Below are 18,910 nucleotides of genomic sequence, written 5' to 3' on the forward strand. Positions count from 1 at the left end.
ACCGTGCGGTGCGCGGGGCCCTTCGGACTCAGCCTGTACGAGGCAGGCAGGTCAGATCGTCAATTACTTGATGATCTTGGTGACCTGGCCGGCGCCGACGGTGCGGCCACCCTCACGGATGGCGAACTTCAGGCCCTCCTCCATGGCGATCGGCTGGATCAGCGCGACGGTCATGGCGGTGTTGTCGCCCGGCATGACCATCTCGGTGCCCTCGGGGAGGGTCACGACGCCGGTCACGTCCGTGGTACGGAAGTAGAACTGCGGGCGGTAGTTGTTGAAGAACGGGGTGTGACGGCCACCCTCGTCCTTCGACAGGATGTAGGACTGGGCCTCGAAGTCGGTGTGCGGGGTGACCGAACCCGGCTTGATGATGACCTGGCCGCGCTCGACGTCCTCGCGCTTGATGCCACGGAGCAGCAGACCGACGTTCTCACCGGCCTGGCCCTCGTCGAGCAGCTTGCGGAACATCTCGATACCGGTGACCGTGGTGGTGGTCTTCTCGTTCTTGATGCCGATGATGTCGACGGTCTCGTTGACCTTCAGGATGCCGCGCTCGATGCGACCGGTGACGACGGTGCCACGACCGGTGATCGTGAAGACGTCCTCGATCGGCATCAGGAACGGCTGGTCCACGGCGCGAGCCGGGGTGGGGATGTTCTCGTCGACGGCCTTCATCAGGCCGAGGAGCTTCTGGCCCCACTCGGCGTCGCCCTCGAGGGCCTTCAGCGCGGAGACGCGGACGACCGGCAGGTCGTCGCCCGGGAACTCGTACTCGGAGAGCAGCTCACGGACCTCGAGCTCGACGAGCTCCAGGATCTCCTCGTCGTCCACCATGTCGGCCTTGTTCAGGGCGACGACGATGTACGGAACGCCGACCTGGCGGGCCAGGAGGACGTGCTCCTTGGTCTGCGGCATCGGGCCGTCGGTGGCGGCGACCACCAGGATGGCGCCGTCCATCTGGGCGGCACCGGTGATCATGTTCTTGATGTAGTCAGCGTGACCCGGGCAGTCGACGTGCGCGTAGTGCCGGTCCTCGGTCTGGTACTCGACGTGCGCGATCGAGATGGTGATACCGCGCTGACGCTCCTCCGGGGCCTTGTCGATCTGGTCGAACGGCGTGAAGGGGTTCAGGTCCGGGTACGCGTCGTGCAGCACCTTGGTGATGGCCGCGGTCAGCGTGGTCTTGCCGTGGTCGATGTGACCGATGGTGCCGATGTTGACGTGGGGCTTCGTCCGCTCGAACTTCGCCTTCGCCACTGAGTCCTCCTGAGGACAGTTCCTGTACGCCGTGCTGACGTCAGTTGGTCTTGATCGGGCTGGGTCCGTGGTGCCGGAAGCACCTCGCACCGTCCCGCGGGGTAAGGGGGCCGGAGGCCCCGGGAGAATCCGTCCGGATTCTCCCGGGTCGCCTCCTAATAGCCTAAGGGGTCGCAATCATCCCGAATATCGGGATGTCACTCGCCCTTGGACTTGGCGATGATCTCCTCAGCCACGGCCTTGGGGACCTCGGCGTACGAGTCGAACTGCATCGAGTAGCTGGCGCGACCAGAGGTCTTGCTGCGCAGGTCACCGACGTAGCCGAACATCTCGGAGAGGGGCACCAGCGCCGTGACGACGCGGGCACCGTGACGCTCGTCCATGGACCGGATCTGGCCACGGCGAGAGTTGATGTCACCGATCACGTCGCCCATGTAGTCCTCGGGCGTGGTGACCTCGACGGCCATCATCGGCTCGAGGAGGACCGGCTTGGCCTTCCTCGCGCCTTCCTTGAAGGCCATCGAACCGGCGATCTTGAACGCGAGCTCGGAGGAGTCGACGTCGTGCGACTGGCCGTCCAGCAGGCTCACGCGGACACCCTGGAGCGGGTAGCCGGCGAGAACACCGAACTCCATGGCCTCCTGGCAACCGGCGTCGACCGACGGGATGTACTCGCGCGGGACGCGGCCACCGGTGACCTTGTTGACGAACTCGTAGCCCTCGGCCTGCTCGAGCGGCTCGATCGCGATCTGCACCTTGGCGAACTGACCGGAACCACCGGTCTGCTTCTTGTGGGTGTAGTCGATGCGCTCGACGGCCTGACGGATCGTCTCGCGGTACGCGACCTGCGGCTTGCCGACGTTGGCCTCGACCTTGAACTCACGGCGCATACGGTCGACCAGCACCTCGAGGTGCAGCTCGCCCATACCCGCGATGATGGTCTGGCCGGTCTCCTCGTCCGTGTTGACCTGGAAGGACGGGTCCTCCTCGGCGAGACGCTGGATGGCGACACCCAGCTTCTCCTGGTCACCCTTGGACTTGGGCTCGATGGCGACGCGGATGACCGGGGCCGGGAAGTCCATGGACTCCAGGATGACCGGGTTCTTCTCGTCGGCCAGCGTCTCACCGGTGGTGGTCTGCTTCAGGCCCATGACGGCGACGATGTCGCCGGCGCCCACCGACTCGATCTCCTCACGCTTGTTCGCGTGCATGCGGTAGATCTTGCCGATGCGCTCCTTCTTGCCCTTCACGGCGTTCAGCACCGAGGTGCCGGACTCCAGGCGACCGGAGTAGATCCGGACGAAGGTGAGCTTGCCCAGGTGCGGGTCGGACATGATCTTGAACGCGAGGGCGGCGAGGGGCTCCTCGTCCGAGGCCTTGCGCGAGATCTTGGTGTCCGGGTCGTTGGGCTTGGTGCCCTCGATGGACTCGATGTCCAGCGGCGACGGCAGGTACTTGACGACCGCGTCGAGCAGGGGCTGAACGCCCTTGTTCTTGAAGGCGGTGCCACAGAAGATCGGAGTGAAGTCCGAGTTCAGGGTGCCCTTGCGGATCGCCGTCTGGAGCAGCTCGACCGGGATGTCCTCGCCCTCGAGGGCGAGCTCCATGATCTCGTCGCTCACGTTGGAGACGGTGTCGATCAGCGCCTCGCGGTACTCGTTCGCCTGGTCCACCAGGTCGGCCGGGATGTCGACGACGTCGTACATCTCGCCCTTGGCGGCCTCGGCGGACCAGACCAGAGCCTTCATGCGGACCAGGTCGACGACGCCCTGGAAGTCCGCCTCGGCACCGATCGGCAGCTGCATCACCAGCGGGGTGGCGCCGAGGCGCTCCACGATGGTGTCGACGCAGAAGAAGAAGTTCGCGCCCGTGCGGTCCAGCTTGTTGACGAAGCAGATGCGCGGAACGCCGTAGCGGTCAGCCTGCCGCCACACGGTCTCGGACTGGGGCTCGACACCGGCGACACCGTCGAACACCGTCACGGCACCGTCGAGGACGCGCAGCGAACGCTCCACCTCGACGGTGAAGTCGACGTGACCCGGGGTGTCGATGATGTTGATGGTGTGGTCGGCATCGTCGACGGTCCAGTGACAGGTCGTCGCGGCCGACGTGATCGTGATGCCGCGCTCCTGCTCCTGCTCCATCCAGTCCATGGTGGCAGCGCCATCGTGGACCTCACCGATCTTGTACGACACACCGGTGTAGAACAGGATCCGCTCGGTGGTGGTGGTCTTGCCCGCGTCGATGTGCGCCATGATCCCGATGTTGCGGACCTTGGCGAGGTCAAGGGAGGTTGCAGCCATGGTGGCTCGTTCTCTCTCTGTCTAGTGACGGGGTACGGACTACCAGCGGTAGTGCGCGAAGGCCTTGTTGGACTCGGCCATCTTGTGGGTGTCCTCGCGACGCTTCACGGAAGCGCCCAGGCCGTTGCTGGCGTCGAGGATCTCGTTCATCAGGCGCTCGGTCATGGTCTTCTCGCGACGGGCGCGGGAGTAACCGACCATCCAGCGCAGCGCCAGGGTGCTGGCGCGGCCCGGACGGACCTCGACCGGAACCTGGTAGGTCGCGCCACCGACACGGCGGGACTTGACCTCGAGGGCCGGCTTGACGTTCTCCAGCGCGCGCTTCAGCGTCACGACCGGGTCCGAGCCGGTCTTCTCACGGACGCCCTCGAGGGCGCCGTAGACGATCCGCTCGGCGGTGGAGCGCTTGCCGTGCAGCAGGATCTTGTTGACCAGCTGGGTGACGACCGGGGAGCCGTAAACCGGGTCGATGATGACCGGGCGCTTCGGGGCGGGGCCCTTACGAGGCATTCTTACTTCTCCTTCTTGGCGCCGTAGCGGCTGCGAGCCTGCTTGCGGTTCTTGACACCCTGGGTGTCAAGCGAACCGCGGATGATCTTGTAGCGGACACCAGGAAGGTCCTTCACACGACCACCGCGCACCAGCACGATGGAGTGCTCCTGCAGGTTGTGGCCCTCGCCCGGGATGTAAGCGGTGACCTCGATCCCGCTGGTGAGGCGCACACGGGCGACCTTGCGGAGAGCCGAGTTCGGCTTCTTCGGGGTGGTCGTGTACACACGCGTGCAGACCCCACGGCGCTGCGGGGAGCCCTTCAGCGCGGGAGTCTTGTTCTTCTCGACCTTGTCCTGCCGGCCCTTTCGGACCAGCTGCTGGATCGTAGGCACCGTTTCTCCGTTTTCTGTGTGCCAAGGCTTGGTGGAACTAACCTGCGGTGTCTCCCTCGCACACGGCCCCGTGGTCGACCCACGCGGTCGGGTGTGTTGGGCTTTTTCCGACACGGAATCCCATGGCTGATGCTCAGCGACGGCGCTCTACGCGCGGCGCGCTGGGAGGCGCTCCGGCTCGGCGCGGCGACCGGTGTGCATGCACGCACAAGGACCCGGGGACACCCCAGGCACAAGGTCAGAGCGTACCTAGCGCATGGGGCGCGGTCAAAACAAATGCAACGCCGCAGGTCGCGGGGCTCGCACCGGAAGCGGAACGGGAGGCGGGCCGGGAACCGGCCCGCCGCGGGCCTCCCTACCACAACCGGGCACCCCCCGCACCGCGAACCCTACGCCTGCGCGCGGGCCCCGGCGAGCGGGGCCGGTTCCTCCACGGCGCCGCTCCCGACCGTCCCGGGAGGCTCCGGCAGCGGCCGTTCCCGGTTGTCCGGCAGCGCCACCAGCACCCCCAGCGCGAGCGCGCCCACGGCGTACACCAGCAGCCACAGCGCCCAGCTGCCGGGCGGGGACCAGTGGGCCGGTGCGATCAGCAGCGGGCCCTCGATGCCGACCGTGTTGCGGCGCATCGCCCAGAGGAAGCCGGCGGCGTTGACCACGGACAGCGCGAAGCCGGAGATCACCAGCAGCCGGCGCCAGGCGAAGCCGCCCCAGGGCAGCCGCTCGTGGCAGATCGCGGCGCACATGATCGGCAGGCCGACGGCGAACGGCAGCAGGTAGCGGCCCTGCCAGATCATGCCGAGCTGACGCGCCTGCATCGCCTGTGCCGCTATCGGTATCACCACGATGCCGACCATCACGCCGGCGATCGCCAGGGTGTCCCGGAACCGGGCGTAGCAGAGCGCGATCATCGCCAGCGCCAGCACCACGGCGCACCAGACCAGCAGCGTCGCGGCCGGCGGCTGGGCGTCCAGCCAGCCGAAGTAGCCGATCATCTGCTTCATGTAGGTCAGACCGTTGTCGAAGGTCTTCCGGGCCGCGGTCAGCGGGGTGAGGTCGCTCGGGGTGTCGATGATCGAGTTGTCCGGGTGGGTCGACGACCAGATCAGCGCCAAGCCGCCCGCCAGCACGGCCAGGCCGCCCCAGCCCCAGGTCACCCGCTGGCGGACCACCTCGCGCAGGGCGCCCTTCTTGCTCAGCAGCAGCGCGAAGAACATGGCCCCGGCGAACCAGATCAGGCCCAGCGGGCGGATGCTGATCAGCACCAGCGCGCCCACCCCGAGCCGGGCCAGCCGGCGGTTCAGCAGCTGCGGGTCCGGGCTCATCAGCATCGGCAGCCCGGCGCTCCAGACCAGGATGCCCGCCGCGATCTCCGGGCCGCTCGGGTTGACCACGCCGAACATGAACAGCGCCATCGGGGTGGTCGCGGTGACCACGCCGAGCAGGGCGAAGGAACGCCGCCGCCACTCCGCCGCCGAGACCACCGCGCTCGCCACCAGGGCGGAGCAGATCAGCGCCGACATCAGGCGCATCAGGTAGAAGGCCGCCTCGCCGTGCACCAGCAGGCTGGGCCAGCCGACCGCGAAGTAGTACGCCGGGTGGTAGCGGCCCGCCGCGGTGGTCACCTCGACCGTGCCGGGCCGGTCCTTCAGCTGCGGGGCGCAGGCGGCCGAGTTGTCGGAGCGGAAGACGTAGCAGGCGTTGACGTCCTTGAGGTCCTGGTAGATCCGCGGGAGCTCGACGCCGGTCTCGGCGAACTTGCCGTCGATGCCGCCCACCACGTGCGGGGCCATCACCTCCTCACCGTTGAGCTGGCCGCGGGCGACGGCCGCGGCCCGGATCAGGTGCGCGTGCTCGTCCGGCGAACCGCCGGTCGGGGTGGACAACGACCAGGACGCGCTCAGCGTGAACAGGATCGCGAACGCGGCCAACCACAGCCGCCTCGGCGAGGAGGCGAGCCGGTCGGCGAGGCTCTTGACGGCGTTGATCATCATCTGGAGTGGGCCTTCGGGTCAGTGCGCGCTCGCGGCGGGCGCCGGTTCGTGCTCCGGGCTGAGCCATACCATGTTCAGCCACGACTGGTCGCCGTCCTTGGAGCACTGTCCACCGGGCGCGAACTTCGGGCAGTGGCCGTCGAGCTTCTGCACGGTGTGCGACACCCACGGCAGGATGCGGTAGTCGTTCTCGTGCGCCGGCATGTAGCGGTCCGACATCGAGGACGAAACCGTACCGAAAAGGAAGAGTAGAGCGAACAACGTACCGACCACTGCGGCGGGTCGCCCGGGCAGTCCGAGGCCGGCACCCCCCGCGGCCGCCCCCGTTTCCGGGGTCCCGTCGGCCGCGTCCGCCCGTCGGCGCCCGGCCAGCCGGAGCGACACCAGGTGGGCGACCAGGGCGCACAACAGCATGCCGCAGTACAGCATTTGGTTGTTGGTCCGGGTGTAGAGCTGGACCGTCTGGGTCTCGTACATGTGTGAGGCGATGTACATCCGCATCACCCAGGCGCTCGCGAACATGCAGCAAATGGTGACGATCATCGGCTTGCGGATGCCCAGCCAGAGGGCGGCGCCGAGTGCGACGAAGATCACCACGGCGAACAGGCCCATGCCGCCGAACTCGCCGGGGATCGGCCACTCCCCCACCTTGCCCGGCATGTCCGTGCGCCACATCAGGAAGTACGCCGGGTCGGTGAAGTTGTCGAACCGGAACGAGGAGTCCTTGGTCTCCTGACCGTCCGTCAGCATGGTCACCAGGTAGCTGCCGCAGACCAGCAGGTAGGCGGCGCCGGTGGCGCCGAGGTAGGCCAGGCCCTTGAGCCGGCCGGTCCTCCAGGGGAAGTACGCGAGTATCGCGACCAGCACGCCCAGGCCGCTCCACAGGAACCAGCCGGAGTAGGTCAGGAACAGCAGGCCGAGCAGCGCGCCGAAACCGGCCGCCTTGAGCAGCAGCGTCCGCCAGGCGTCCGTCCCGCTCCGGCGCAGGTGCACCACCAGGGCCACCAGGACGGGCACCAGGACCACCAGCACGGTCTGGCTGTACGGCTTGTAGGCGTCGATCAGGGCGAAGGCCGGCAGCACGCCGAACGCGAGCGCGCGGACCGGGCTGAGCAGCATCCGCCAGGAGAGGTAGACCAGCGGGCCGAACGCGGCGGCGCCGAGGATCTGGAGGTCCTTGAAGGCGTACGCGGTGTTGCCGCCGCGGAACCACTCGGCGTAGTAACCGAGGGTGTACAGCGGCGCCGGCGGATAGACCGGCGAGCCCGAGGGCAGGCCGTTCGCCACGGCGTGCGCCCACTCGACGATGCGTCCGCTGTCGCCGTTGAGGCCGAACATCGGCCAGGGCGTGCCGAGCAGGGCGATGACCGCCCCGGCCGCCACGAAGCCGCTGGCGAGACCGGCCAGCGCGGCCGCGGAGAAGCGGGACACCAGGTCGAAGTGCCGGCCCGAGCGGAAGCGCATCGCGAGCACGACCGCGCCGAGCAGCACGAGGCCGAGCAGCGCGAACCGCAGTTGCACCGCGGCCAGACCGCTCACCTGGGCGATCCGGTCCAGCGGGTTCAGCTTGAAGCCGTGGGCCAGCAGCGGGAGCACCAGTGCGGCCAGGAAGGAGACCGCCGCCTCCCCCGCGAGCAGCAGCGGGGCCGAGGCCCGGAGTCGGGCACCGGAGCGGCCCGTCGCCCCCCGGATCAGCGAACGCCCTCCGCCGGGCGGGATTCTGGAGGCCTCCTGGGCACTGACTGTCACTGGTCGGTCCTCAGCTCGTGGTCGCCCGGCCGACTCTCCGCGTCGACCGGTGACGGAACGTCCTGCCTCAGGGCGTAATGGCGGCAGCCCCGGGCATCATAGGTCCTTCACGTTCCGAAGGCCCCATCGGCCAGGGGCGAGGGCGTCCGGCGGCAGCGGCGCCCCACAGGCCCATGACGAGGCCCGGGCCGTGTCCTAGGCGAAGGCGAACAGGATCATCAGCATCCAGAACGCGCAGCCCATGTAGCCGACGACCAGGCCGAGGACGGCCGCCCAGTCGCCGTCCATGTCGCGACGGCGGATCTCCGAGCGGGCGATGTGGCCGGTGACCACGGCGGGGGCGGAGAAGCCGATCACGCCGCACACCAGGGAGACGACGGCGAGCACGTTGGTCTGGCGGACCCGGACCGGCGGCGGGGCGGCCATGAAGGTGGCCGGCACGGGCGCCGCGACGGTCGGCGGCGCCATCGGCCCGGCGGGCAGGTCGGCGACCAGCACGGCCAGCTGACCGTAGGTCTGTGCCGCGGCCGCCGCCTCGTGGCGCTGCTCGTACTCCTGGGCGGAGAGCCTCCCCTCGGCGAACGCCGCCTTCAGCACGTCGACCGTCCGGTCCCGGTCCGCGTGGCCCGCCCGCATCGCCGCCTGGTGCGCCGCCGCGGGAGCCGGCTGGTGACCGTACGGATCGACGGGCCCGGGCCCACCCCATGGTTGTACGGACATCCGCCACCTCCCGGTAGCGCGGCACCCCCGCGCATGTCACTGGATCCTCATAGTGCAGGACGAACGGCGGTACCGAGTAGTTGCCAAACCGGCCGGGCGGCCGGGAAGGAGCGGATGCGGGGCGGCGCGCCTCACCCGTACGGCCGACAGACTCAGGGGATGCTCAACTCGGGCGACAGCCCGTTCGGGCGGTGCCAGGCTGGGCCCCGCAGGAATCCCGACCAGCGTTCGACCCCCAGAAGACCCCAGAAGAAGAGAAGGCCGCCATGCAGGCGTCAGCGCCGCCGTCCGCCGACCTCCCCGGGCCGGGTGCCCCGTCCGCCGTCAGCATCCGAGAGCTCTGGAAGCACTTCGGGGCCCAGGCCGCCGTGGCCGGGCTGAGCCTGGAGCTGCCGGCCGGGGCGTTCATCGGACTGGTCGGGCCGAACGGTGCCGGCAAGACCACCACGCTGTCGATGGTCACCGGCCTGCTCCGGCCCGACCGGGGCACCGTCCTGGTGCACGGCACCGACGTCTGGGCGGACCCGGTCTCGGTCAAGGCCCGGATCGGCATCCTGCCCGAGGGCCTGCGGATGTTCGAGCGGCTCAGCGGGCGCGAGCTGCTCCAGTACACCGGGCGGCTGCGCGGTCTGCCCGGCGCCGAGGTGGACCGGCGCGCCGAGGAGCTGCTCGCCGTCCTGGACCTCGGCCGGGACGCCGACAAGCTGGTCGCCGACTACTCCACCGGCATGCGCAAGAAGATCGGCCTGGCCGCGGCGCTGCTGCACAACCCCGCCGTGCTGTTCCTGGACGAGCCCTTCGAGGGCGTCGACCCGGTCTCCGCCCAGACCATCCGCGGCGTGCTCAAGCGGTACGCGGCGGCCGGATCCACCGTGGTCTTCTCCAGCCACGTGATGGAACTGGTCGAACAGCTCTGCGACTGGGTCGCCGTGGTGAACGCCGGCCAGGTGATAGCCCAGGGGCCGCTGGACTCCGTCCGGGGCGGGCGCAGCCTGCACGAGGCCTTCCTGGAGCTGATCGGCGTGCGCGAGGACGACGGGCAGTCGCTCGGCTGGCTCGGCGGCGGGCAGGCCGGGGGCTCCCGGTGAGCGAGCGGAACGCGGTGCCCGACGGCCGGACGGTGGTCCGCGCCCTGGTGGCACTCAAACTGCGGCTGCTGCGCAACGGACTGCGGCGCAGCCCCGGCCGGACCGCCGTCTACGTGATCGGCGGCCTGTTCGGCCTGGCCCTCGCGGGCGGCGTGGCCGTCGCCCTGGCCGCGCTGAACGGGCGCCACGCGGGCTCCGGGGACGCCGGGGTGATGCTGCTCGGCGTCCTGACCCTTGGCTGGGCCGCGCTTCCGCTGTTCCTGTTCTCCAGCGACGAGAGCGCCGACCCGACCCGGCTGACCATGCTGCCGCTGCGGCCCGGCCCGCTGCTGCGCGGCTCGCTGCTGGCCGCGCTGATCGGGCCCGGCCCGCTGATCAGCCTGGTGCTGGTGACCGGCGCGGTGCTGGCCGGCGCGGCCGGCGGGGCCTCGGCGGCGATCGCGGTGCTCGCCGTGCCGCTCGCGGTGCTCTGCCTGGTCACGCTCTCCCGGGCGGTCGCGGCGGGCAACGCCCGGATGCTCTCCAGCCGACGCGGCAAGGACTTCGCGATCTTCGGCGGACTGGCCTTCGCGCTGCTGGTCCAGGCCGCCAACGTCGGCTCGCAGAGCGTCTTCGGCCGCAAGGGCGGGCCGATCGACCTCAGCCCGCTGAAGCCGATCGCCTCGGTGCTGCGCTGGATCCCGCCGATCAGCGCGGCGGACGCGCCGCGCACCGCCGGCGAGGGCCGGTACGGCCTGGCGGTGCTCCAGCTCGCCGCGGCCGCCGCGCTGCTGGCGCTGCTGCTGCGCTGGTGGCGGCGGAGCCTCCAGGAGCTGATGGTCACCGCCGACTCCTCCACCCTGGAGGTGGCCCGCGGGGTGCGGAGCTCGCGCGGCTGGGGCTTCCTGCCCGAGGGCCGGACCGGCACGGTCATGCAGCGCCACCTGCGGTACGCCTGGCGCGAGCCGCGGGCGAAGGCGGCGCTGTTCACCAGCATCGGCATGACGCTGGTGATCTGCGTGCTGTCGATGGTCCAGGGCTGGGCGACGGTCTACCTGCTGGCGATGACCGGGGTGTTCCTCGGGCTCCAGATGCTCAACCTGTTCGGCATGGACGGATCGGCGTTCTGGATGGTCGCCGCCACCCTGTGCACCCCGGCCGACGCCCGGGCCGAGCTGCGCGGCCGGGCGTACGCGGTGCTGTCGTACGCCGTCCCGGTGACGGTGGTGCTCGGGCTGGTGCTGGCGGCCGTCACCGGTCAGTGGAAGGAGCTGCCGGCCGCGCTCGGCCTGGCGATGACCCAGCTCGGCTGCGGGATCGCGCTCGGCTCGGTGTTCAGCGTGCTGGCGCCGTACACCATGCCGGCCGACAGCAACCCGATGCGCAACGCCGCCCCGGGCCAGGGCGGACTGATCCTGCTCAACCAGTTCGGCTCGATGGTCGGCGTCACGGTGCTGAGCCTGCCGATCGGCGGCTACCTCGGCTGGACGCTGTTCTCGGGCGCCCCGCGATGGCCGGTGCTGCTGGTGGGACCGCTGTACGGCGCCCTGGTCGCCGCGCTGGGGGTGCGGACGGCGGCGGGCCGGCTGCTGGACCGCACGCCGGAGATCCTGGCCAAGGCCATCGAGCGCTGAACCCCGCGCTCCGGCGGGTTCGCGCCGCGGCTCCGGCATCATGGGCAGGAGGCCGGATCGTCGAGGAGAGCAGGGACAGACCGTGGGCAAGGGCGCGCAGCAGGGCGGCAACGCCGGGCCACTGCTGGAGCAGGCGGTGCGGTCGGTGCTGACGGCCCCGGACGACGGACTGGACCTCGCCCTGGACACCGGGGCCTCGCTGCTGGCCGCCTCGGCCGGGCAGTGGCCGGCGGTCAGCCGGGCGGTGCTGGCCCACGCGGACACCGCGGTCGGCCGCTGCTGGTCGGCCGGCTGGCGGCCGGCCGACCTGGTCCGGGTGGTGCGGCGCGAGCTGAAGCCCGTCCACCTGGCCCTCGCCGTGGACCTGATCGCCGCCGAGGGCCGCCGGCGCCCCGCGGCCGCGCTGGACCGGCGCTGGCACGAGCAGCTGCGCGAGCTGGAGACCGAGGTGTGGTGGTCCGGCGACGAGGAGTACCTGGCGGCCTTCGCCCACCGGCACCGACAGGACCGCTTCGCGCTCGCCACCACCCTCCTGGAGCTGCTGCGCACCTGGGGCCGGCTGCCCCCGATCGCCCCGGTGGGGCCCACCCCCGGGCAGGCCGGGCGGGCGCGGCACTCGGCACCGGCGACCGGCGAGCCCCGGATGCTGGCGCGGATCCGGGCGCTGCTGGCCAAGGCCGAGTCCACCGAGTACCCGGAGGAGGCCGAGGCGCTGACCGCCAAGGCCCAGCAGCTGATGGCCCAGCACAGCATCGACGAGGCGCTGCTGGCCACGACCGGCACCGACCGGGACACCCCGGCGGCGCTGCGGATCGGTGTGGACAACCCGTACGAGGGCCCCAAGACGATGCTGCTGGACGCGGTCGCGGCGGCCAACCGGTGCCGGGTGGTGTGGGCGAAGGAGTTCGGCTTCTGCACCGTGGTCGGCTTCGACGGCGACCTGGACGGCGTCGAGCTGCTCTACACCTCGCTGCTGGTGCAGGCCACCCACGCGCTCAACAAGGCGGGCTCCCGCAAGGACTCGCGCAGCAAGGCGTTCCGGCAGTCCTTCCTGGTCGCCTACGCGGCGCGGATCCGCGAGCGGCTGACCGCCGCCACCGAGCGGGCCACCAAGGCCGCCGCGGCCGGACGCCACCTGCGCGAGGACGGCACCGAGGAGCAGCTGCTGCCCGACGAGCGGCTGCTGCCGACGCTCGCCGCCCGCTCGGAGGCGGTGGACGAGGAGATCGACCGGCTGTTCCCGAAACTGGTCTCGCAGCGGGTGCGGGTCAGCGACGGCGTGGGCTGGGCGGCCGGGCGCGCCGCCGCCGACCGGGCCGCGCTGCACGGGCGCGCCGGGGCGATCCGCCGTTAGGCCGTGTCCCACGGTTCCCGTCGGGCGCGCGACGCCGTGCGTCCCGGCAGGACCCACCGGGGTCGCCCGGCCTCCGGGGAGACCTGATAGAACGTTGTCCGCCACGAACCAAGGGGGATTCGACGTGACGGAACCGGCGGCGGAGTCGGGGTACCGGGACCGGGTGCGCGGGGCGCTGCTCGGCGGCGCGATCGGCGACGCGCTGGGCCGGCCGGTGGAGTTCCAGCGGCTCCACCAGATCCAGGACCGCTGGGGGCCGCAGGGCGTGACCACCCTGCCGGCCGGGCCCGGGCCGGCCCAGGTCACCGACGACACCCAGATGACGCTGTTCACCGCCGAGGGCCTGATCCGCGGCTTCGTCCGCGGCTGGACGGGCGGCGGCGGCTCGGTGCCGGAGGCCGTCCACGGCGCCTACCAGCGCTGGCTGCGCACCCAGTTCCAGTCCGCGCCGGACACCGAGCCGCAGCCCCGCCCGTACGACGGCTGGCTACTGAGCCGGCCGTTCCTGTACGCGCGCCGGGCGCCGGGCAACGCCTGCCTGAGCGGGGTCTCCGAGCACCCGGTGTTCGAGTCGCCGTCCGTGATCGGGCAGCTCGGGCCGGTCAACCCGGGCTCCAAGGGCTGCGGCACGGTGATGCGCTCGGCGCCGTTCGGGCTGGCCCGGCTGGGCGTCGAGCAGTCCTTCGGGCTGGCGGTGCAGTGCGCCCAGCTCACCCACGGCCACCCGACCGGCTACCTCGCGGCGGGAGCCTTCGCGGCGCTGGTCGAGCGGCTCGCCGGCGGCACCGAGCCGTGGGCGGCGGTCGGCGAGACGGTGGAGCAGATCCGCGAACTGCCGAGCTCCAAGGAGACCGTCCAGGCGCTGGCCCGGGCGGTGCGGCTGGCCCAGGAGGCCGAGCCGATGGCGGACACGGTGGAACGGGTCGGGCTCGGCTGGATCGCCGAGGAGTGCCTGGCCATCGCGGTGTACTCGCTGCTGGCGGCCACCCTGGACCCCGACCCGGTGCGCACCGCGCTGCTGCTGTCGGTGAACCACTCCGGGGACAGCGACTCGACCGGCGCGGTCTGCGGCAACCTGGTCGGGGCCGCGTACGGCGCCACGGCGCTGCCCGCCGAGTGGGCCGGAGCGGTCGAGGGCCGGGCCGAGCTGCGGCAGGTCGCGGACGACCTGCTGGTGCTGTTCGGCAGCCGCGACCCGCTCCACCCGGGGCTCGGCGGGCGCTACCCGGCCTGGTAGGGGCCGTCCGGCCCGGCCGGGGCTACTTCGCCCCGGGGTCGGTGACCTGGCCGAGGAACAGCGGCGCGCCGCCCCGGGTGTCCCGGATCAGGAACAGGAACGGACGGTCGATGTGCAGCTGGACCGGCCCGTCCGCGATGGGTGCCGCCGCCGCGGCGATCCCGAGGCCGCTGCCGGCCGCCGCGACGGTGCCCTCCTCGGCGACCTCGATGGTGGCCTTCTGCACCACCGTGCTGACGGCGAGCGGGTCCTTGGCGATGCCGCCGAGGTCGGCGTGGTCGAAGACCGACCGCACGCCGAGCGAGCGCAGCACGGGGGTGAGCTCCTCGGACGTGTCGAAGTGGAAGCGCGGCAGCCGGAGGTCGACCGGCCGTTCGGCGAGGGCGCCGAGGATCCGGTCGAGCTGGGGCTGGTCCAGGCCCTTGGCGAAGGCGGTGAAGCCGCCCTGCGCCGGGACGATCAGGTCCATCGCCAGCCTGCCGCCCGCGTACGGGAGCTCGACGGCCTGCCAGGGCTCGCCGACGATCCCGCCGGAGCCGTCGGCGTACCTGAAGCTTCCGCTCTGGCCCATCGTGGGGACGGCCGGGGTGGAGCCGTCCGGCTTGTGGAACGGCCGGTCGGCGGTCTGCGCGGGCTTGAAGGCGGAGGCCCAATCGGCCTTGAGGTAGAGCGCGTCGGTGAGCACCAGCCGGGTGTCCGAGGTGATCGCGTCCGGGGCGAACAGGTCCTTGATCCGGCCGTCGGTGGCCTTCTCCACGGCCGCGTTGACGCCCTTGCGGGCCCCGTCGGGGTCCTTGGCGAAGTCGGGCTGGCGCACGCCGGCGTCGAAGGCGGCGGCGAGGGTGGCCAGGTAGTCCGGTGAGACGGCCAGGCCCCGCTGGGTCCAGACGTCGTCGCTGCGGCGCAGGGTGACCTTGTCGGTCTGGGGCACGGGCCGGTTCAGCGCTCCGGTGGCCAGGGCGTACTGCCGCGGGTCGAGCCCGGTGTGCAGGGCCTTGGCCAGTTCCTCGGCGGTGGTGCCGCGGGCGCCGGGCAGCAGCATGGCGAGCAGGGTGGCCAGGCCGGACGGGGAGACCACCAGGTTGTGGTCGGCCGCGTCCGGCGCGGCGGTCAGGGCGTGCAGCAGGTCCAGGCCGAAGGCGTCGGTGGCGGCCGCGGTGGCGGCCACCTGGGCCGGGTCGACGGCGGGCCGGCTCGCGGGCGGATCCGCCCGGAGCTCCCCGGGCGCGGCCGGCCCGGTGCTGCCGCAGCCGGCCAGCAGCGGCGCGGCCAGCGCGGCCGCGAGGAGCAGCGCGGCCGGGCGGCGGAGGGTGCGACGGGTTGCGGTGCTGCGGTTCGTCATGGCCCTTCGACGCACCTCCCCGCCACCCGGTTCCGCCCGGCCCCGGCGCGTCCCGGGTCAGTCCCAGAGCGCGCCGAACTCCAGCAGTTCGTCCCGGTGCTCGATCCGCTCGACCCAGTCGGCCGGCCAGGCCGCCTCGCCGTGGTGGGCGCCCGCGAAGGCGCCGGTCAGACAGGCCAGGGAGTCGGAGTCGCCGCTGGAGTAGGCAGCCCGGCGGACGGCGGCCACCGGGTCGTCCGGCAGCAGCAGGAAGCAGAGCAGGCCGGTGCCGAAGGCCTCCTCGGCGATCCAGCCCTCGCCGGTGGCCAGGCAGGGGTCGGCCTCCGGGTCGCGGGCGGCGAGCGCGGCCTCCAGCTGGTCGAGCACCTTCAGGCAGTCGTCCCAGCCCCGGGCGATGACGGCCTGGGGGGAACTGCCGTACCAGCGGTCGGCGAGGTCCCCGAGCCAGAACCCGTCGTACCGCTCGCGGCTCGCCGACGCGTACGCCCGCAGCACCGCGGGCAGTCCGGCCGGCGGGACGCCCTCGGCGAGCTTGCGGACGGCGTACGCGGTGAGGTCGCTGGCGGCGAGGGCGGTCGGGTGACCGTGGGTGAGCGCGGACTGGAGCTGGGCGGCGCCGGAGAGCTGCCGGGCGTCCAGCTCGCGGACCAGCCCGATCGGGGCGACCCGCATGTTGGCGCCGCAGCCCTTGGAGCCGACGTCGCTCGCCTGCTGCCAGCGGACTCCGTCGTGGCTGAGCCGCTCGCAGGCGCGCAGGCAGGTCATGCCCGGGGCGCGGTTGTTGTCCGGGGAGCGCCACCAGTCGACGAACTCCTCGCGGACCGGCCGCACCAGCCGCAGCGGGGCGAGCGGCCCGCGCGCCAGGGCGGTGCGCAGGCCCCGGGCGAGGGCGAGCGTCATCTGGGTGTCGTCGGTGACCAGCGCCCTCCCCGGCAGCGGGAGCCGCCGCCAGTCCGGGTGGTCGGCGGCGATCTGCTCGACGCTCTTGAACTCCGTGACCCGGCCGATCGCGTCCCCGATCGCCAGCCCCAGCAGTGCCCCTGTCGCCTTGCCCACGGCGGTTCCCCCTCTTCTCCGCTACACCTCGACCGACAGTTCCCGGAGCCCGCGGATCACGTAGCCCGGGTTCCACTCGGGCTCGCGGACCAGCCGCAGGCCCGGGGCCCGGCGCAGCAGGGTGCCGTAGGACTCGGTGAGCTCCAGTCTGGCGAGCGGGGCGCCGAGACAGAAGTGGATTCCGGCGCCGAAGGTGATGTGCGGGTTGTCGGTGCGGCCGAGGTCGAGGCGGTCCGGGTCGGCGAAGCGCTCGGGGTCGCGGTTGGCGGAGCCGAACAGCAGGGCGATCTCGGCGCCGCGCGGGACGGTGACGCCGCCGACCTCGATGTCCTCCAGCACCCAGCGCTCGAACATCTGCAGCGGGGTGTCCCAGCGCATCAGCTCCTCGACGGCGGTGGGCAGCAGCTCGTTCACCGAGCCGCGCAGCCGGGCGAGCTCGTCGGGGTTGCGGAACAGCGCCCACCAGCCGTTGCCGGTGGTGTTGACGGTCGCCTCGTGGCCGGCGTTGAGCAGCAGCACGCAGGTGGAGATCATCTCCTGCTCGCTGAGCGCGTCGGAGCCCTCCTGGGCCTGGATGAGCGCGCTGATCAGGTCCGTCCCGGGGTTCGCCCGGCGCTCGCGGATCAGGGTCCGCAGGTAGTCGGAGAACTCGATGCTGGCGGTGACGGCCCGGCGGGCGACCTCCTCGCTCGGGTTGAGCTCGAACATCCCGGTGATGTCGGCGGACCACGGCCGCAGCAGGTGCCGGTCGCTCTCCGGCACCCCGAGCATCTCGGCGATCACGGCGACCGGCAGCGGCTCGGCGACGGTGGCGATCAGGTCGCCGCCGCCGGCCGCGAGCAGGTCGTCGACCAGCTCGCCGGCCAGCCGCCGCACGGTGGGGCGCAGGCCCTCGACCATCCTCGGGGTGAAGGCCTTGGAGACGAGGCGGCGGATCCGGGTGTGGTCGGGCGCCTCCAGGTCGAGCAGCCCGTGGTCGTTCAGGGTGTGGAAGGGCTCGTGCGCCGGGTCCGGCTCGGGGCGGCCGAACTCCTCGTGGCTGAAGCGGTGGGTGTAGGTGCGGCCGAGCCGCCGGTCGCGCAGCAGGGCGCTGACGTCCTCGTGCCGGGAGACGAGCCACTGGTTCGTCGGCTCGAAGTACGTCACCGGCGCGTGCTCGCGCAGTTCGGCGTACGCGTCGTACGGGTGGGCCACGAACTCCGCCGACCAGGGGTCGAACTTCGCCGTCGTCGTCATCGGTCGATCACTCCAGGCCGGGAGGGGGGAAGCCGGAAAGATCATCGTACGCACGCGGTGCGTCCGGGAATGTGACCGTTCCGGCGGCCCCTCAGCCCCGTTCCAGGACAAGTCGGCGCACCAGCTCCGGCAGCGCCTGGGAGATCGGCTCCCGGATGACCTCGCTCGCGGCCTCGTCGTACGGCGTCGGCTCGGCGTTCACGATGATCAGCTTCGCCCCGGTCCGCACCGCGTTGAACGGCAGCGCCGCCACCGGGAAGACCTGGAGGCTGGTGCCGACCGCGATGAACAGGTCGCAGGCCCGGGCGATCGAGTCGGCCTGCCCGAGCACCTCCGGGTCCAGGTTCTCGCCGAACATCACGACGCGCGGCTTGAGGACACCCCCGCAGGCCCGGCAGTCCGGGTCCGGCTCCCCCGCCTCGACCCGCGCCAGCGCCTGGGCCATCGGCCCGACCGCCCGGCAGCGCAGGCACTGCGTCTCCCGCGCGGTGCCGTGCAGCTCGAGCACCTTGCGGGCACTCAGCCCGGACTTCTGGTGCAGCCCGTCGATGTTCTGGGTGAGCACCCGCAGCGGCAGACCGGAGCGCTCCAGGTCGACCAGCGCCCGGTGCCCGGCGTTCGGCTCGGCGGCGAGCGCGCCCGTCTCCAGCCGCATCCGCCAGGCCCGGCGGCGCACCTGCGGATCGTCCCGGTACGGCCCGAGGGTGACCAGTTCCTCGGCCGACGGGTCCTGCTGCCACAGGCCCCGCGGGCCGCGGTAGTCGGGAATGCCGGAGTCCGTCGAGATGCCCGCGCCGGTGAGCACGGCGATCAGGGGGCGCTTCGCGTTCATACCCCGGACGGTACGGCCGGGGGCCCGGACCCGGCCACCGAAAATCCGGGGGCGCCGGGCCGGGGCCCGCTTCCGGCCGGACCGCACGGTTCAGGCCCCTTCCCCGCACCACGGAGCCGCCCGGCCGGCCCCGTCCGGCCCTGGAACGCCGAAGGGCCCGGAGGCTTGATGCCTCCGGGCCCTTCGTACTGAGTAGCGGGGACAGGATTTGAACCTGCGACCTCTGGGTTATGAGCCCAGCGAGCTAC

General features: G+C 71.9%; 15 protein-coding genes. 4 read left to right on the forward strand and 11 right to left on the reverse strand.

Annotated features, from left to right (window positions below; all coding sequences use genetic code 11):
- Positions 1-63 precede the first annotated feature (63 nt).
- The 7 genes from tuf to ACFRMQ_RS21615 form a co-directional block, all read right to left on the reverse strand.
- On the reverse strand, positions 64-1,257 hold the full coding sequence (gene tuf, locus ACFRMQ_RS21585) for an elongation factor Tu (RefSeq protein ID WP_316523492.1): 1,194 nt from the start codon (positions 1,255-1,257) through the stop codon (positions 64-66).
- 197 nt (positions 1,258-1,454) lie between these two features.
- A complete protein-coding gene (gene fusA, locus ACFRMQ_RS21590) occupies positions 1,455-3,560 on the reverse strand; it encodes an elongation factor G (RefSeq protein WP_380732146.1) in 2,106 nt (701 codons plus the stop codon).
- A gap of 39 nt (positions 3,561-3,599) precedes the next feature.
- The gene (gene rpsG, locus ACFRMQ_RS21595; protein WP_030055803.1) at positions 3,600-4,070 is read right to left on the reverse strand and encodes a 30S ribosomal protein S7; all 471 of its coding nucleotides are present in this window, start codon (positions 4,068-4,070) and stop codon (positions 3,600-3,602) included.
- Between the two features lie 2 nt (positions 4,071-4,072).
- Positions 4,073-4,444, reverse strand: a complete 372-nt coding sequence (gene rpsL / locus ACFRMQ_RS21600) for a 30S ribosomal protein S12 (protein ID WP_014144289.1) — start codon at positions 4,442-4,444, stop codon at positions 4,073-4,075.
- Positions 4,445-4,833: 389 nt separating this feature from the next.
- Entirely contained in the window at positions 4,834-6,435 is a 1,602-nt protein-coding gene (locus tag ACFRMQ_RS21605; RefSeq protein WP_380732148.1) for a DUF2142 domain-containing protein, read from the reverse strand.
- A gap of 18 nt (positions 6,436-6,453) precedes the next feature.
- A complete protein-coding gene (locus tag ACFRMQ_RS21610) occupies positions 6,454-8,184 on the reverse strand; it encodes a hypothetical protein (protein ID WP_380732149.1) in 1,731 nt (576 codons plus the stop codon).
- Between the two features lie 195 nt (positions 8,185-8,379).
- Positions 8,380-8,904 carry a DUF1707 and DUF4190 domain-containing protein gene (locus ACFRMQ_RS21615; protein WP_380732150.1) on the reverse strand — a complete coding sequence of 175 codons (525 nt, stop codon included), beginning with the start codon at positions 8,902-8,904 and terminating at the stop codon, positions 8,380-8,382.
- Between the two features lie 266 nt (positions 8,905-9,170).
- Here ACFRMQ_RS21615 and ACFRMQ_RS21620 point away from each other — a divergent pair, with 266 nt between their 5' ends.
- From ACFRMQ_RS21620 to ACFRMQ_RS21635, 4 genes are all read left to right on the forward strand, one after another.
- Complete coding sequence (locus ACFRMQ_RS21620) at positions 9,171-9,992, forward strand: ABC transporter ATP-binding protein (protein ID WP_380732151.1); 822 nt, start codon at positions 9,171-9,173, stop codon at positions 9,990-9,992.
- Positions 9,989-11,605 carry a transporter gene (locus tag ACFRMQ_RS21625; RefSeq protein WP_380732152.1) on the forward strand — a complete coding sequence of 539 codons (1,617 nt, stop codon included), beginning with the start codon at positions 9,989-9,991 and terminating at the stop codon, positions 11,603-11,605. Before ACFRMQ_RS21620 ends, ACFRMQ_RS21625 begins: the two co-directional genes overlap by 4 nt.
- Positions 11,606-11,687: 82 nt before the next feature.
- Positions 11,688-12,959: a DUF2786 domain-containing protein gene (locus tag ACFRMQ_RS21630; RefSeq protein WP_380732153.1), complete on the forward strand. Its 1,272-nt coding sequence runs from the start codon at positions 11,688-11,690 to the stop codon at positions 12,957-12,959.
- Positions 12,960-13,083: 124 nt separating this feature from the next.
- Positions 13,084-14,196 (forward strand): ADP-ribosylglycohydrolase family protein, encoded by a 1,113-nt coding sequence (locus ACFRMQ_RS21635; protein WP_380732154.1) that lies wholly within the window; start codon positions 13,084-13,086, stop codon positions 14,194-14,196.
- A 22-nt stretch (positions 14,197-14,218) separates the two neighbouring features.
- Here the strand turns inward: ACFRMQ_RS21635 and ACFRMQ_RS21640 are convergent, their stop codons facing one another.
- From ACFRMQ_RS21640 to ACFRMQ_RS21655, 4 genes are all read right to left on the reverse strand, one after another.
- Positions 14,219-15,538 (reverse strand): serpin family protein, encoded by a 1,320-nt coding sequence (locus tag ACFRMQ_RS21640; protein WP_380732155.1) that lies wholly within the window; start codon positions 15,536-15,538, stop codon positions 14,219-14,221.
- Positions 15,539-15,595: 57 nt separating this feature from the next.
- Positions 15,596-16,594: an ADP-ribosylglycohydrolase family protein gene (locus ACFRMQ_RS21645; RefSeq protein WP_380732156.1), complete on the reverse strand. Its 999-nt coding sequence runs from the start codon at positions 16,592-16,594 to the stop codon at positions 15,596-15,598.
- Between the two features lie 21 nt (positions 16,595-16,615).
- Positions 16,616-17,830: a cytochrome P450 gene (locus ACFRMQ_RS21650; protein ID WP_380732157.1), complete on the reverse strand. Its 1,215-nt coding sequence runs from the start codon at positions 17,828-17,830 to the stop codon at positions 16,616-16,618.
- Positions 17,831-17,921: 91 nt separating this feature from the next.
- A complete protein-coding gene (locus ACFRMQ_RS21655; RefSeq protein WP_380732158.1) occupies positions 17,922-18,662 on the reverse strand; it encodes an NAD-dependent deacetylase in 741 nt (246 codons plus the stop codon).
- Positions 18,663-18,910: the final 248 nt, after the last annotated feature.

This window comes from Kitasatospora sp. NPDC056783 (genome assembly GCF_042789895.1).
Classification (GTDB): Bacteria; Actinomycetota; Actinomycetes; order Streptomycetales; family Streptomycetaceae; genus Kitasatospora.

Excerpts from the sequence above, each read along its gene's own strand:
- ACFRMQ_RS21650 (WP_380732157.1), bottom strand. The coding sequence starts at position 17,830 with ATGACGACGACGGCGAAGTTCGACCCCTGGTCGGCGGAGTTCGTGGCC.
- fusA (WP_380732146.1), bottom strand. The coding sequence starts at position 3,560 with ATGGCTGCAACCTCCCTTGACCTCGCCAAGGTCCGCAACATCGGGATC.
- ACFRMQ_RS21640 (WP_380732155.1), bottom strand. The coding sequence starts at position 15,538 with ATGACGAACCGCAGCACCGCAACCCGTCGCACCCTCCGCCGCCCGGCC.
- rpsG (WP_030055803.1), bottom strand. The coding sequence starts at position 4,070 with ATGCCTCGTAAGGGCCCCGCCCCGAAGCGCCCGGTCATCATCGACCCG.
- ACFRMQ_RS21655 (WP_380732158.1), bottom strand. The coding sequence starts at position 18,662 with ATGAACGCGAAGCGCCCCCTGATCGCCGTGCTCACCGGCGCGGGCATC.
- ACFRMQ_RS21620 (WP_380732151.1), top strand. The coding sequence starts at position 9,171 with ATGCAGGCGTCAGCGCCGCCGTCCGCCGACCTCCCCGGGCCGGGTGCC.
- ACFRMQ_RS21615 (WP_380732150.1), bottom strand. The coding sequence starts at position 8,904 with ATGTCCGTACAACCATGGGGTGGGCCCGGGCCCGTCGATCCGTACGGT.
- ACFRMQ_RS21605 (WP_380732148.1), bottom strand. The coding sequence starts at position 6,435 with ATGATGATCAACGCCGTCAAGAGCCTCGCCGACCGGCTCGCCTCCTCG.